At 39.8% G+C, this 15,062-nt stretch carries 14 protein-coding genes; 13 read left to right on the forward strand and 1 reads right to left on the reverse strand.

The window, feature by feature from the left end; translation table 11 throughout:
* Positions 1–213 precede the first annotated feature (213 nt).
* The gene (locus IGK21_RS06355; RefSeq protein ID WP_010719225.1) at positions 214–420 is read right to left on the reverse strand and encodes a cold-shock protein; all 207 of its coding nucleotides are present in this window, start codon (positions 418–420) and stop codon (positions 214–216) included.
* Positions 421–602: 182 nt separating this feature from the next.
* Between IGK21_RS06355 and IGK21_RS06360 the strand changes: the two genes are divergently transcribed.
* The 13 genes from IGK21_RS06360 to carB all read left to right on the forward strand — a co-directional run bounded on the left by IGK21_RS06360 (position 603) and on the right by carB (position 15,020).
* Complete coding sequence (locus IGK21_RS06360) at positions 603–2,273, forward strand: formate--tetrahydrofolate ligase (protein ID WP_181914964.1); 1,671 nt, start codon at positions 603–605, stop codon at positions 2,271–2,273.
* 309 nt (positions 2,274–2,582) lie between these two features.
* A complete protein-coding gene (locus tag IGK21_RS06365; protein WP_252703137.1) occupies positions 2,583–2,906 on the forward strand; it encodes an LMxysn_1693 family intestinal colonization protein in 324 nt (107 codons plus the stop codon).
* Positions 2,907–3,397: 491 nt separating this feature from the next.
* Positions 3,398–3,631, forward strand: coding sequence for a CPBP family intramembrane glutamic endopeptidase (locus tag IGK21_RS06370; protein ID WP_229060502.1), 234 nt, complete (start codon positions 3,398–3,400; stop codon positions 3,629–3,631).
* A 357-nt stretch (positions 3,632–3,988) separates the two neighbouring features.
* Entirely contained in the window at positions 3,989–4,375 is a 387-nt protein-coding gene (locus IGK21_RS06375; RefSeq protein WP_010737532.1) for a hypothetical protein, read from the forward strand.
* The gene (locus IGK21_RS06380; protein ID WP_010719220.1) at positions 4,362–5,060 is read left to right on the forward strand and encodes a CBS domain-containing protein; all 699 of its coding nucleotides are present in this window, start codon (positions 4,362–4,364) and stop codon (positions 5,058–5,060) included. The genes IGK21_RS06375 and IGK21_RS06380 overlap by 14 nt, the downstream gene beginning before the upstream one ends.
* A gap of 4 nt (positions 5,061–5,064) precedes the next feature.
* Positions 5,065–5,529, forward strand: coding sequence for a signal peptidase II (gene lspA, locus IGK21_RS06385; RefSeq protein ID WP_010737534.1), 465 nt, complete (start codon positions 5,065–5,067; stop codon positions 5,527–5,529).
* Positions 5,526–6,437, forward strand: a complete 912-nt coding sequence (locus tag IGK21_RS06390; protein ID WP_010719218.1) for an RluA family pseudouridine synthase — start codon at positions 5,526–5,528, stop codon at positions 6,435–6,437. The genes lspA and IGK21_RS06390 overlap by 4 nt, the downstream gene beginning before the upstream one ends.
* A gap of 238 nt (positions 6,438–6,675) precedes the next feature.
* Positions 6,676–7,215 (forward strand): bifunctional pyr operon transcriptional regulator/uracil phosphoribosyltransferase PyrR, encoded by a 540-nt coding sequence (gene pyrR, locus IGK21_RS06395; protein WP_010719217.1) that lies wholly within the window; start codon positions 6,676–6,678, stop codon positions 7,213–7,215.
* 13 nt (positions 7,216–7,228) lie between these two features.
* Positions 7,229–8,512, forward strand: a complete 1,284-nt coding sequence (locus tag IGK21_RS06400) for a solute carrier family 23 protein (protein WP_053766058.1) — start codon at positions 7,229–7,231, stop codon at positions 8,510–8,512.
* A 12-nt stretch (positions 8,513–8,524) separates the two neighbouring features.
* Positions 8,525–9,451, forward strand: coding sequence for an aspartate carbamoyltransferase catalytic subunit (locus IGK21_RS06405; protein ID WP_010719215.1), 927 nt, complete (start codon positions 8,525–8,527; stop codon positions 9,449–9,451).
* 18 nt (positions 9,452–9,469) lie between these two features.
* Positions 9,470–10,750 carry a dihydroorotase gene (locus tag IGK21_RS06410; protein WP_438719088.1) on the forward strand — a complete coding sequence of 427 codons (1,281 nt, stop codon included), beginning with the start codon at positions 9,470–9,472 and terminating at the stop codon, positions 10,748–10,750.
* 5 nt (positions 10,751–10,755) lie between these two features.
* Positions 10,756–11,832, forward strand: a complete 1,077-nt coding sequence (locus IGK21_RS06415; protein ID WP_034697869.1) for a carbamoyl phosphate synthase small subunit — start codon at positions 10,756–10,758, stop codon at positions 11,830–11,832.
* 2 nt (positions 11,833–11,834) lie between these two features.
* Positions 11,835–15,020 carry a carbamoyl-phosphate synthase large subunit gene (carB, locus tag IGK21_RS06420; protein WP_053766056.1) on the forward strand — a complete coding sequence of 1,062 codons (3,186 nt, stop codon included), beginning with the start codon at positions 11,835–11,837 and terminating at the stop codon, positions 15,018–15,020.
* Positions 15,021–15,062 lie beyond the last annotated feature (42 nt).

The raw sequence follows: 15,062 nt of genomic DNA on the forward strand, positions 1-15,062 counted from the left end.
GAAAAGTGAGATTTTGTAATATTAGTGAACGTTGTACTGTATGGAAGAGACGCAGCATAAGTTGATTTTCTATCGTTCAAGCAATTATAAAATTATAAAAAAGCCGATACTTTGCAAAGAACATTTTGCGGAGTATCGGTCTTTCTTTAAATTGAATATTTTTGATGCAATCTCTTCTGTTTTGAAGAGAAGTTACTCATTGTTGAAACTTTCTTATAAGATCATTTTTTTGACATGAGCGGCTTGTGCCCCACGGTTTCCTTCGATTATTTCAAATTCTACAGATTGATTTTCTTCAAGGGTTTTGAAACCTTCTTCTTCAATTGCAGTAAAATGGACGAATATTTCTTCTGTTTCATCATAACTAATAAATCCATATCCTTTTTTGTTGTCAAACCATTTCACAGTTCCTGTGGTCAAAGCTCTCACGACCTTTCTAAAGTCTGATCATAACTAACATTATAAAGAGTATTTATATATACGTCAATTAAATTAAAAAAGCAATCTTGCCTATTTTGTTTTAAAATAAAAAAAGGTATAATAGATATAACTGAACAAATTCTTTTGTTTTGGGTATAAAGTTCGTGTAAAGGGGTAATTTGATGAAGAGCGATCTACAAATATCACAAGAAACAGAGTTAAAACCGATTATTGAAATTGCGGAAAAATTGGATATCCAACAAGATGACCTGGAGCTTTACGGAAAATATAAAGCGAAAATCAATTTTTCCACCATCAAGAAATTAAAGAAAAAACCAGATGGTCACTTGATTTTAGTTACATCCATCAATCCTACACCAGCTGGAGAAGGTAAATCGACCATCACGGTAGGTCTTGGGGACGCATTGAATCAAATTGGTAAAAAAGCAGTGATTGCGTTAAGAGAACCTTCCCTTGGTCCAGTCATGGGAATCAAGGGTGGTGCTGCCGGCGGAGGCTATGCACAAGTATTACCAATGGAAGATATCAATTTACACTTTACTGGCGATATGCATGCGATTACGTCTGCTAATAATGCATTGTCTGCACTTTTGGACAATCATATCCATCAAGGGAATGAACTGAGAATCGATTCACGTCGTGTGATCTGGAAACGTGTCGTCGATTTGAATGATCGCGAACTGCGAAAAGTGATTGTTGGCTTGGGCGGTCCGATTCAAGGTGTGCCGAGAGAAGATGGCTTTGACATCACCGTAGCAAGTGAAATCATGGCGATTTTATGCTTAGCAACAGACATCGATGATTTAAAAGCGCGTTTAGCTCGAATTGTTGTCGGTTATACCTTTGATCAAAAGCCAGTGACAGCTGGTGATCTCAAAGCAGAAGGTGCATTGGCACTGCTATTAAAAGAAGCGATCAAACCAAACTTAGTACAAACGATTTATGGCACGCCAGCATTTGTCCATGGCGGTCCTTTTGCCAATATTGCTCACGGGTGTAATAGTGTTTTAGCTACCCAAACAGCTCTTAAATTAGGGGAGTATGTGGTGACTGAAGCTGGATTTGGTGCAGATCTAGGTGGAGAAAAATTCCTAGATATCAAAGTTCCGAATTTAAAAAAAGCGCCTGATGCGATCGTGATCGTAGCAACAGTTCGTGCATTGAAAATGCATGGCGGTGCAACTAAAGAAGAGTTGAAAACGGAAAATTTAGCAGCATTGGAAAAAGGATTCAGTAATTTAAAACGTCATATCCACAATATGGAAAAATACCATATCCCCGTAATTGTTGCGATCAACGAGTTCGTGACAGATACGGAAGCTGAATTTACTTTGTTAGAACGTCTTTGCGAAAATCAAGGGGTGATCGTACAACGAGCAAGTGTTTGGGAGCATGGCGCAGACGGTGGAATTAAACTTGCCAAAGCGGTCGTTCGTGCGATTGATAGTCAGCAAGCAGATTATCAGCCCTTGTATCAACCGACAGCGACTATTGAAGAAAAAGTGGCAACGATCGTCCAAGAGATTTATGGTGGAAAAGGTGTCAGTTTTACTAAAAAAGCAAAAAAACAAATCGATGAGTTTGTCCTTAATGGTTGGGATAAACTGCCAATTTGTATGGCGAAAACCCAATATTCATTTTCTGACGATCCGACACTTCTAGGCGCTCCTGAAGGATTTACGATTACCATCAGAGAGTTCGTTCCCAAATTAGGAGCTGGGTTTATCGTTGCGCTAACAGGAGATGTCATGACTATGCCGGGACTTCCCAAAAAGCCAGCTGCATTGAATATGGATGTTACCAGTGATGGGGAAGTACTGGGATTATTCTAAAAAAGAAAGAGGATAGGGTGCTCCATAAAAAAGCCATCTATCAAAAATGATTAGTGAGAATACCTAAAATTAGGTAAAGGCTCCCTTTCGATCAAAAAAAGGATAAAGTCAGCTCTTGTATATGTTCATACAAGGGCTGACTTGTTTTTATACATATTGTGTTAGTCAACAAGTAAATAATGGCGGTTTCACGGATGATTTTGAGTTCAAAACAGCTTTTTATGATAGCAATCATATGTCTAAAATAAAATGATTTATAATCATTGCGAAGAAAACGTTTTTTTAATACTAAAATAGGAGTGCAAATTTTTGAAAAAGTATTTATTTAGAACAATTTTGGTGTCAACGTCACTTTTGACTTTAGGAACTGCTGTAACTCCGTGTGTTCCAGTATTAGCCGATGAAACGAATAGTTCTGGCATAGCAATTTGTAGTGATGATGAGTACTATGTATTAGACGAACCATCGATTCAGACAAAAACTTGGTCACAACCTCAAAGTTGGCGTATTTCTAAAGGAAATCGTACATATTTGGGTACAGAAACCCACAATAGAAAAACCACATTATCAATTGGTGCAACGATCTTCGGAATGAATATTAAAATCGGGAACGAATACTCAGTAAACGGATAATTCAAGAAGTATTGTCAAAATGCAAGGATAACGGTAACTTACCGAGTTTATCGTAAAGTAGACAATAAATATATTCGTACTCAAACTGCTACAGCAAATACACAATATATTGATTATGTAGCAATATGATACATAGGAATACTAAGAAACATTGGAAATTCATTCTTTGCTTGAGTTACTTTATTATTTATTTTATGATCCCAAATATAGGAATCCCAATCAAATATGATTTCATATTTGATTGGATTTCTTGGTTTCCATTGATCCTAAGTTTTATGTTTTTGGTGTTGTTCCACCAGCTTCTCTATCAATCATTAGTAGAAATACAATGGCTGAAACTCATATTTATTGCAGTCTTTTGTATCGTTAGTATTATTGTCATTAATACTGCTTTGCCTGATACAAATAGCTTACCCCTAAATTCTTTAGCTAATAGTGAATTGAAAAAATATATAATAAGTGCTACAACGTACGGTGTATTTTTAGAAGAAATGATTTTTAGATTTAGTCTAATCAGCTTACATTCTGACAGGAAAACAAAGGCTTCTCTCCTCATAATCTCTTCATTTTTGTTTTCAATCGTACACGGAGGAAATTTCAACCTTTTTTTCTGCGGCGTTCTATTTGGATTCGTTTATATAAAAACTTCTAATGTGTGGTACGCCATATTGACCCATGTTTTTTATAATGGTGTGGGTATATTTCTTTTTTTATTCTTTACTTAGTTGTTGCAAAGCAATGAACGATAAAGTAGTTAAAGCAAGTGGAGATTTACAAAAAGTGAGGTTGAAAAAAATACTTCTAAACAGTAAAAAAGGATGACACAATTATTCATTACGGATAGTTGTGTCATCCTTTTATTTTCGATCGAACATCTTTAATGGATATATAAGGAGTGAAAACGATGTTACAACAGATTTCTAATAGTTTTGCTGGTTGGCTACTTTTACTGTACTCGCTTCATTTGAGCAAAAAATGTCTATAAATTAGTTAAATATAGGGAACTCAAACACTTTGAGACATCTACTTTCTTGTTCGGGTGTTTTACGGTATACTAAGAAAGCATCAGGAGGAGGGGCGTTATGGACGTACGAGTGACAAGACGAACAGGTTTTTATGGCATGGGTAGTCCGATCCAACTGCGGATCAATGGAAAGAAAAAAGGACAATTGAATCATAATCAATCGGTTTTACTTAAGTTAGAAGCACCTTTTACAATGCAAGTTTCGTTTTATTGGTTAAAAAGTCCAGTGTATACAATAACGCATCCGTCCAAAGGATACGTCATTACAATGAATCTCTTATTGTTACAGATTTATCCCTTTTTATTTTTAGGAAGTGGATTAAGCGCATTGTGGTTACACAATCTAATTTATAGTATGTTCGTGGTACTTGTAATGATTGGCTTCTTTTTTTTCATCAAAAACCAAGCCTATGTAATCAAGGAGGAGAAAGATGGCAAACTCTGATATTTTTTTAAGTAGTTTTAATCGGATCGAAAAATGGATGAGAGATGAAATGGGTAACGCCCGCAATATGGGATTTACTGAGTTAGTTCGGCGACTTGCCCAACGCAAAAAAGCAGTGATTCGTCAATATGAAGAAGATTTGCTTCAGCTGGCGCAGTTGCGAAATGCCATTGTTCACGATCGGATTGCTGTGGATTTTGTGATTGCTGAACCCAATGATTGGGCAGTCAATAAGATCCAGCAGATTGAAGAAGACTTGATTCGTCCAGCAAAGGTTTTACCTCGCTTTGCGAAACATGTCACAGGTTTTGAACGAGATCTTCCTTTACTTGATTTGTTAGGAACGGTTGCCAAAAAACGATACTCACAGTTTCCTTTGTATAATAAAGGGAAATTCGTAGCGCTTGTGACATTGCGGGTCATTGGTTTTTGGCTAGCAAAGGAAAGTCAAAAAGGGACCATTGATTTAACAGATAAAAAAGCGGCTGATTTGATTTTTAGTGATGGCAAATATACGAATTATCGTTTTGTAGCTGAACATACTTATGTTTATGAAGTGGAAACAATGTTTCGGGAACAAGGAACTCTAGAAGCAGTCCTGATTACCAAAGATGGTCATCCTGACGGCAACTTACTGGGGATCATTAGACCTAGAGATATTTATCAACAAATAGAAAAGGAATGATTTTTTGTTAGCAATTTATTTTATGATCAGTGGATTATTAGTGGCTCTTGATCAGTGGGTCAAATGGTGGATCGTCAATGATTTATCTTTAGGCGAAACGAAGACATTGATTCCAGGCGTCTTATCGTTGAATCATATACGCAATACTGGGGCAGCTTGGAGTATGCTTGAAGGGAAGATGTGGTTTTTCGTCATAATCACAGTGATTGCTGTCATTGTTGTCGTGACATTGATGGTCAAGAATCGCAAACAGGGTAATCGATGGTTGCTGACAGGGCTAAGTTTTATTTTGGCAGGAGCTATTGGGAATTTTATTGATCGTGTTAGACTGGGATATGTCGTCGATATGTTCCAAACAGATTTTATGAATTTTCCGATCTTCAATGTAGCTGATATGACACTTGTTTGTGGTGTGATTCTTATTTTGATATACATTATTTTAGATGAAAAGGAACAAGGGAAAAAATGACAGAATTAAACGCAACGATTCAAACAGAAACAGGACGGATCGATAAAGTACTCACAGGTTTATTCAACGATTATAGTCGTTCACAAATCCAGCTTTGGCTCAAAGATGGTGCCGTTTCGGTCAACGGACAAGTGGTGAAAGCAAATTATAAAGTGAAGAAAAATGATGAAATCGTGATCGCTGTGCCAGAACCAGAGACTCTTTCAATTGAAGCAGAAGACATTCCATTAGAAATCGTTTATGAAGACGAAGCGGTTGCTGTTGTCAACAAACCACAAGGCATGGTCGTCCATCCTTCAGCAGGTCATCCGAATGGTACGATGGTCAATGCTTTAATGTATCATGTAAAAGATCTTTCGTCGATCAATGGTGTGATCCGTCCAGGGATCGTCCATCGAATCGATAAAGATACTTCAGGTTTGTTGATGGTAGCGAAAAATGATTTAGCACATGAATCTTTGGCCAAGCAATTAAAAGATAAAACTTCTTTACGTAAATACGTGGCGTTAGTCCATGGAGTGATTCCTCATGAAAAAGGAACGATCAACGCACCGATCGGTCGATCAAAAGTGAACCGTAAAATGCAGGCAGTCAGAGAAGATGGCAAACCAGCCGTGACCCATTTTAATGTCTTGGAACGATTCAATGATTTTACGTTGGTAGAGTTGACGTTAGAAACAGGTAGGACCCATCAGATCCGTGTGCATATGAAATATATAGGGTATCCTTTAGCTGGAGACCCAGTTTATGGACCAAGTAAGACATTGAAAGGAAATGGGCAATTTCTTCATGCGAAGCTCTTAGGTTTTACCCATCCAATCACAGGTCAGGAAATGGTCTTTGAAGCACCGCTTCCTACAATCTTTGAAAAAACTTTAGAAAAACTAAGGAAAAGTGTTGCATTTTGATTTAGATAACGGTATAGTATTTAACAACGAAAGCATAAAAACTTCATATCAGTTCCTTTAAGTTTAGTCCCGTGAGGCTAAGAAGGGTGTGGGTAAGAGAGCTATGGTGCGCCATAACATCGATTACTCAATGACGTAGTATAACTATCAGTGTATCTAAATGTACACTCAGTCTAGACATTCCTCTTGTCCTCTTAGGGCAGGAGTTTTTTTGTGTATAAAAAAGGAGGAAACAAACATGCAAGCAAAAGAAGTTGTGGATCAAGTAACCATGAAGCGGGCATTGACACGTATTACGTATGAAATCATTGAAAGAAATCAGACGATTCAAGATGTTGTCTTAATTGGGATAAAAACAAGAGGCATTTACATCGCATCAAGAGTTGCCGATCGTTTGAAGCAACTTGAAGGCATCGAAGTTCCGGTCGGAGAGCTGGATATCACATTGTATCGTGATGATAAAAAAGAAACACCAGCTGAAGCAGAACTTCATTCTTCAGATATTCCCGTTTCACTAGAAGGAAAAGAAGTGATTTTGATCGATGACGTCCTTTACACTGGACGAACGATTCGAGCAGCGATGGACGCAGTAATGGACTATGGTCGTCCTAGAAAAATTTCTCTGGCTGTCTTAGTAGACAGGGGACATCGGGAGTTACCGATTCGAGCAGACTATGTTGGGAAAAACATTCCCACAGCAAAAACAGAAGAAATCTTAGTCGAAATGCAAGAACTTGACGGCAAAGATCGAATCATGATTTTGAAAGAGGAAGAATAGAGGAGCAATTGATATGTCAGAACAGAAAAAATTCCATAATCACGATGCGGTTTTAGATATCCACGATCGCCCAAAAACAGGACATTGGATCGGCTTAAGTTTACAACATCTCTTTACGATGTTTGGTGCTACTGTACTTGTGCCGATTTTAGTGGGGATCGATCCAGGGATTGCCTTAGTCAGCTCAGGATTAGGAACATTAGTTTATCTTTTTACTACTAAAGGAAAGATTCCAGCCTACTTGGGTAGTAGCTTTGCCTTTATCGCAGCTATGCAAATGCTGATGAAGACTGACGGATACCCAGCGATCGCCCAAGGAGCCGTAACGACTGGTCTGGTTTACTTGATCGTCGCATGGATCATCAAAAAGATCGGTTCAGCTTGGTTGGACAAAATTTTACCACCGATTGTCGTTGGTCCCGTGATCATGGTAATCGGTTTGGGGTTAGCAGCGAATGCTGCAACGAACGCAATGTATAACCAAGGCAACTATGATTTTAAATATATAGCCGTGGCACTGATCACTTTAGCATTGACGATTTTCTTCAACATGTGGCTAAAAGGATTTTTAGGACTTATTCCAATTTTGTTAGGGATCATTTGCGGCTACCTCGTTGCTTTACTCTTCGGAATCGTCGATACAAAGCCGATCGCTGATGCTGCTTGGTTCGCTTTACCAAACTTCGAGATTCCATTTGTTCAATATGAACCGAAGCTTTACTTAGGGGCAATTACGACGATGGCACCTATTGCTTTCGTTACGATGACAGAACACATTGGACACTTGATGGTCTTGAATAAATTAACCAAACGTAATTTCTTTGAAGAGCCAGGTTTACACAAAACATTGATGGGAGATGGCTTAGCGCAGATCGTTGCAGCTTTCGTCGGTGGTCCTCCAGTTACAAGTTATGGGGAAAATATCGGTGTGTTAGCAATCACTCGTGTACACAGCGTATTCGTCATCGGTGGTGCAGCAGTCTTCGCTGTGATTTTAGGATTTGTGGGCAAATTAAGCGCTTTGATCTTAAGTATCCCCGGACCCGTAATTTCCGGAATCAGCTTTATCTTGTTCGGAGTGATCGCAGCGAGTGGAATGAAGATTTTGATCGAAAATAAAATCGATTTTGATAAAAAGAAAAATCTGTTGATTGCTTCAGTGATCTTAGTGGTCGGAATCGGCGGCTTGGTTTTTGAAGTAGGCACCTTCACGTTATCAGCAATGGCTTTAGCAACTGTACTTGGTATCATTCTGAATCTTATCTTACCCGAAACTTCACGTAGCGAAGAAAACTAAGGAGGAACTATCATGATCATCAAATCAGAACGCATTAGTTTAAAACATTTATTGACAGTGGAAGCTTTAACGGATCAAGAAGTCATGGGCTTGATCCGACGAGGTCAAGAGTTTAAACAAGGAGCAAACTGGACACCACAAAAACCGCAATACTTTGCGACGAATCTGTTTTTTGAAAATAGTACTCGTACGCATAAGAGCTTTGATGTAGCCGAAAAGAAACTAGGCTTAGAAGTGATTGAATTTGAAGCGAGTACGAGTTCTGTACAAAAAGGGGAAACCCTTTATGATACGGTCTTGACGATGTCTGCGCTCGGTGTGGATGTTGCAGTAATCCGCCATGGAGATGAAAATTACTATGATGAATTGATCCAAAGTAAAACAATCCAATGCTCGATTATCAATGGTGGTGACGGAAGTGGTCAACATCCAACACAATGCTTACTTGATTTGATGACGATCTACGAAGAATTTGGTTACTTTGAGGGATTGAAAGTAGCGATCGTTGGGGATATCACACACTCACGAGTAGCAAAATCAAACATGCAAATGCTGAAACGATTAGGAGCACAAGTCTTCTTTTCAGGTCCACGCGAATGGTACGATGAAGAATTTGAAGTCTATGGGCACTACCTGCCATTAGATGAATTATTAGAACAAGTGGATGTCATGATGATGCTTCGCGTACAACATGAACGTCATGATGGGAAAGAAAGTTTTTCAAAAGAAGCCTATCACCAAGAGTATGGATTAACAGTCGAACGTGCGAAGAAATTACAAAAGCATGCGATCATCATGCACCCAGCTCCAGTCAATCGTGATGTCGAATTAGCTGACTCCCTTGTGGAAGGACTACAATCACGAATCGTACAGCAAATGAGCAATGGCGTCTTTGTTAGAATGGCGATCTTAGAAGCAGTACTAAACGGAAAAGCGTAAAGCTAGGAGGAAGAAAAGATGAAAACACTCATTAAAAACGGTCAAATCAATACACGAAAGAATGAAACAACACCTGCAGAAATTTGGATCGAAAACGGAAAAATCAAAGCAATCGGCGAAGGATTTTCCGAGGCTGAATTTGATGAAGTGTTTGATGCCAAAGGACAACTGATCACACCTGGTTTAGTGGACGTCCATGTCCATTTACGAGAGCCAGGATTTACATACAAGGAGACGATTGCAGCTGGTACTAAAGCAGCAGCAAGAGGCGGCTTTACAACTGTTTGTGCCATGCCTAATCTGAACCCTGTACCTGATACCCCGGAAAAATTAGAACAGGTCTATGACTTGATCAAACGAGATGCAGTGGTCAAAGTCTTGCAATATGCACCGATCACTGAAAATCTTCGAAGTGAAGTCTTAGTGGATCAAGAAGCGATGATTAAAGCAGGAGCATTTGCATTTACGAATGATGGCGTGGGTGTTCAGACCGCAGGAACAATGTATCAAGCCATGAAAGAAGCAGCAAAAAATAACAAAGCACTGGTAGCACATACGGAAGATGAATCATTACTATTCGGTGGAGTGATGCATGCTGGTGATAAAGCAAAAGAACTAGGTTTGCCAGGTATTTTAAGTGTAACTGAATCCTCACAAATCGCACGGGATCTCCTTTTAGCTGAAGCAACAGGTGTGCACTATCACGTCTGTCACGTTTCTACTAAGGAAAGCGTGCGGGTCATTCGTGATGCCAAAAAAGCGGGTATCCACGTTACAGCAGAGGTTTCTCCCCATCATTTAATCTTGATTGATGAAGATATCCCCGAAGACTTCGGCTTTTGGAAAATGAATCCCCCATTAAGAGGAAAGGAAGATCGAGAAGCGTTGATCGAAGGACTTCTTGATGGAACGATTGATTGTATTGCGACTGACCACGCGCCACACGGATTAGAAGAAAAAAGCAAAAGTTTCTTAGAATCACCATTTGGGATCGTAGGAAGTGAGACAGCTTTCCAACTGATTTATACGCACTTTGTTGAAACCAATCGTTTCACACTCGAACAAGTGATCAACTGGATGGCTACCAAGCCAGCGGAAATCTTCCAGTTAGAGGCTGGGACATTGACAGTTGGGGCACCTGCTGACGTAGCTGTTTTCGAGATTGAACACTCAAGTACAATCGATAAGAAAGATTTCTTATCAAAAGGCGAAAACACACCTTTTGTTGGATGGAACGTCAAGGGCGAAACATTAGGAACATTCGTTGATGGAAAATTGGCGTGGCACAAAGGGGAGTGAAGCAAATGGAACGATTATTGATTTTAGAAGATGGGACAGTTTTTAAAGGAAAAGCATTCGGAGCGAATAATAATGTGTTTGGCGAGATCGTGTTTACTACTAGCATGACAGGCTATCAAGAAACGATCACAGACCAAAGTTTCAATGGGCAAATCATTACCTTTACGTATCCGATGGTGGGAAATTACGGTGTCAACCGTGATGATTATGAATCTATCGCACCAACTTGCAAGGGCGTAGTCGTCAAAGAACATGCGAGAGTGGCTTCTAATTGGCGGAGTCAAATGACATTGGACGAGTTTTTGAAACGAAAAGGTATCCCTGGAATTTCAGGGGTTGATACTCGGGCATTGACACGAAAAATTCGTCAAGTTGGAACGATGAAAGCGAGTATCGTGGATGCTGGTGATTCCTTTGAACATGCTTTTGATCAATTGAAAGCGACCGTTTTAGCTACAAACCAAGTGCAACAAGTCTCAACGAGTAAACCATATCCAAGTCCTGGAACTGGAAAAAATGTGGCTGTCATTGATTTTGGTTTGAAACATAGTATTTTGCGTGAACTAAGTAAAAGAAACTGCAATTTAACCGTATTACCTTATAATACGGATGCAAAAACAATTCTTTCCCTAGCACCAGATGGCGTCATGCTGACGAATGGACCAGGAGATCCAAAAGACGTACCAGAAGCTATTGAAATGATTCGAGAAATCCAAGGGAAAATACCAATTTTCGGGATCTGTTTAGGGCATCAATTGTTTGCCTTAGCTAATGGTGCGGATACCTATAAAATGAAATTTGGTCATCGTGGCTTGAATCATCCTGTCCGAGAAATCGCGACTGGAAGGATCGATTTTACTTCTCAAAATCACGGCTATGCTGTGGATGAAAAAACAGTTGATCCAGATCAGTTGCTGATCACCCATGTAGAAGTAAATGATGGGACTGTGGAAGGAATTAGACATCGCCATTATCCAGCTTTTAGCGTCCAATTCCATCCTGACGCAGCTCCCGGTCCACATGATGCGCTTCATTTATTTGATGAATTTATGGAAATGATGGATGCAGGAGAGGAGAAATAAATATGCCAAAACGTACAGATATCAAAAAAATTATGGTGATTGGATCAGGTCCGATCATCATTGGTCAAGCGGCGGAATTTGACTATGCCGGAACCCAAGCTTGCCTTGCTTTGAAAGAAGAAGGATATGAGGTCGTTTTAGTAAATTCCAATCCCGCAACGATCATGACTGATCAAGAAATTGCCGATCAAGTGTATATCGAACCGATCACACTAGAATTTGTTTCAAGGATCTTGCGAAAAGAACGTCCTGATGCTTTGTTACCGACTTTAGGCGGACAAACGGGCTTGAACATGGCAATGGAACTAGCAGAATCTGGTATTTTAGATGAACTAGGCATTGAGCTGTTAGGGACAAAATTATCTGCTATCGATCAAGCAGAGGATCGTGATTTATTTAAAAAGTTGATGGAAGAACTGAATCAACCAATCCCCGAATCTGAAATCGTCACAACTGTTGAAGAAGCAGTCGAATTTGCTAATAAAATTGGCTATCCAATCATCGTTCGTCCCGCTTTCACATTAGGTGGAACGGGTGGTGGAATGTGTAAAAATGAAGAAGAACTTCGAGTGATCGCAGAAAATGGTCTGAGCCTTTCTCCAGTGACCCAATGTTTGATCGAACGCAGTATTGCAGGATTCAAAGAAATTGAATACGAAGTTATGCGTGACTCGGCTGATAATGCCATTGTTGTTTGTAACATGGAAAATTTTGACCCAGTGGGTATCCACACAGGCGATTCGATCGTCTTCGCCCCAAGTCAGACCCTTTCAGATCATGAATACCAGCTGTTGCGTGATGCATCATTAGCGATTATTCGTGCATTGAAAATCGAAGGCGGCTGCAATGTCCAACTTGCACTTGATCCACATAGCTTCAATTATTATGTGATCGAAGTTAACCCACGTGTTTCACGCTCTTCTGCTTTAGCAAGTAAAGCAACTGGTTACCCGATTGCAAAATTGGCGGCTAAGATCGCTTTAGGTTTAACACTAGATGAAATGAAGAATCCGGTAACTGGAACGACTTATGCAGAATTTGAACCAGCTTTGGACTACGTCGTTGCTAAGATTCCTCGTTGGCCATTCGATAAATTTGAGAATGGGGAACGAGTTTTAGGAACTCAAATGAAAGCAACTGGCGAAGTAATGGCGATTGGTCGTAACATTGAAGAATCCCTATTAAAAGCTGTCCGCTCTTTAGAGATCGGGACACACCATTTGGAACTACCAGAACTAAACATGATCGATGATAGTGAATTGATCGAAAAAGTCGTCCGTGCCCAAGATGATCGCTTATTTTATGTCGCAGAGGCGATCCGCCGCGGCTATCCAATTGAAGAACTGGCGGAGTTGACAAAGATCGATTTGTTCTTTTTAGACAAATTGCTCCATATCGTTGAACTAGAAACTGAACTGTTGGAACACCCGCAAGATGAAAACGTCTTACGTACTGTGAAACAAAACGGGTTTACGGATCAAAAGATTGCTGAACTGTGGAAAACTGAAGCAAAGCAGATCAGAGAGCTTCGTGAAAAATCCGACATCAAACCCGTATACAAAATGGTCGATACGTGTGCGGCTGAATTTGCTTCACAGACGCCTTATTTTTACAGCTCATACGAAGTTGAAAATGAAAGTGAACGATCCGAAAAAGATTCTGTTCTTGTCTTAGGCTCTGGACCCATTCGAATCGGTCAAGGGGTCGAGTTTGACTATGCAACGGTCCATTCAGTTAAAGCGATCCAACAAGCAGGTTATGAAGCGATTATCATGAATAGCAATCCAGAAACAGTTTCAACCGATTTCTCGATCTCTGATAAACTGTACTTTGAACCATTGACTTTTGAAGATGTGATGAATGTCATTGAACTTGAACAACCGATTGGGGTAATCGTCCAGTTTGGTGGTCAGACAGCTATCAATTTAGCGGAGCCGTTAGTTCAAGCGGGCGTCAAAATTTTAGGTACTACAATTGAAGATCTAGATCGTGCTGAAAACCGGGATTTATTTGAACAAGCGTTAAGAAGCCTGGAAGTACCTCAGCCACTAGGTGATACTGCAACTAGTAAAGAAGAAGCAGTAGGGATCGCTTCAAAAATCGGTTATCCTGTTCTTGTCAGACCAAGTTATGTCTTGGGCGGTCGAGCAATGGAAATCGTTGAAAATCAACAAGATTTGGAAGATTATATGGAACATGCAGTGAAAGCTTCCCCAGAACATCCTGTTTTGATTGACCGTTATTTGCTTGGAAGTGAATGTGAAGTAGATGCCATTTGTGATGGGGAAACAGTTCTAATCCCTGGAATCATGGAACACATTGAACGTGCAGGGGTCCATTCGGGGGATTCCATGGCTGTTTATCCGCCACAAGCACTCTCAGCAGAGATCAAACAAACCATTGAAGACTATACGATTCGCTTAGCTCGTGGTTTAAACTGTATCGGTATGATGAATATCCAATTCGTGATCCACGACAATCAAGTTTACGTGATTGAAGTCAATCCTCGTGCAAGTCGAACGGTTCCGTTTTTAAGTAAAGTTACAGGAATACCGATGGCTCAAATCGCCACAAAAGCGATCTTAGGTGAAAAGTTAAGTGACTTAGGCTTTACGAATGGCTTATATCCAGAATCAAACGCTGTCCATGTGAAAGCTCCTGTATTCTCGTTTACTAAATTGCAACAAGTGGATACCTACTTAGGTCCTGAAATGAAATCTACTGGAGAAGTCATGGGCTCTGATCAAAACTTAGATAAAGCATTATACAAAGCGTTTGAAGCATCAGGTCTACGCCTGCCAGATTATGGTGCCGTCTTGTTCACGATCGCTGATGAAACTAAAGAAGAAGCGTTAGCGCTAGCTAAACGTTTTTCAGAAATTGGTTACAGCCTATTAGCTACCAAGCATACGGCAGCTTATTTTGAAAAAAATGGGCTGATCGTCACGCCTGTTGCTAAAATCTCTGAAAAAGCAACGGAGAAAAATGTTGTTGAGCTGATTCGAGAAGGAAAAGCACAGGTCGTTGTTAATACCATCGATAAAGATCGAGGAAATGCCTCGAAAGACGGATTTATCATTCGCCGAGAAGCAGTTGAACATGGTATTCCTTTATTTACTTCATTAGATACAGCGGATGCGATCATTCGGGTAATGGAGTCTCGAGCTTTTTCAACACAAGCGATTTGATCAGCATGTTCTAAAATGACAGTTCCTATAATGATTAAGTAA

Source organism: Enterococcus sp. DIV1421a, from assembly GCF_051711025.1.
Classification (GTDB): Bacteria; Bacillota; Bacilli; order Lactobacillales; family Enterococcaceae; genus Enterococcus_B; species Enterococcus_B hirae.

Coding starts and splice junctions, on each gene's coding strand:
- IGK21_RS06360 (WP_181914964.1), top strand. CDS start 603: ATGAAGAGCGATCTACAAATATCACAAGAAACAGAGTTAAAACCGATT.
- IGK21_RS06370 (WP_229060502.1), top strand. CDS start 3,398: ATGATTTTTAGATTTAGTCTAATCAGCTTACATTCTGACAGGAAAACA.
- IGK21_RS06375 (WP_010737532.1), top strand. CDS start 3,989: ATGGACGTACGAGTGACAAGACGAACAGGTTTTTATGGCATGGGTAGT.
- IGK21_RS06380 (WP_010719220.1), top strand. CDS start 4,362: ATGGCAAACTCTGATATTTTTTTAAGTAGTTTTAATCGGATCGAAAAA.
- IGK21_RS06390 (WP_010719218.1), top strand. CDS start 5,526: ATGACAGAATTAAACGCAACGATTCAAACAGAAACAGGACGGATCGAT.
- pyrR (WP_010719217.1), top strand. CDS start 6,676: ATGCAAGCAAAAGAAGTTGTGGATCAAGTAACCATGAAGCGGGCATTG.
- IGK21_RS06400 (WP_053766058.1), top strand. CDS start 7,229: ATGTCAGAACAGAAAAAATTCCATAATCACGATGCGGTTTTAGATATC.
- IGK21_RS06405 (WP_010719215.1), top strand. CDS start 8,525: ATGATCATCAAATCAGAACGCATTAGTTTAAAACATTTATTGACAGTG.
- IGK21_RS06410 (WP_438719088.1), top strand. CDS start 9,470: ATGAAAACACTCATTAAAAACGGTCAAATCAATACACGAAAGAATGAA.
- IGK21_RS06415 (WP_034697869.1), top strand. CDS start 10,756: ATGGAACGATTATTGATTTTAGAAGATGGGACAGTTTTTAAAGGAAAA.
- carB (WP_053766056.1), top strand. CDS start 11,835: ATGCCAAAACGTACAGATATCAAAAAAATTATGGTGATTGGATCAGGT.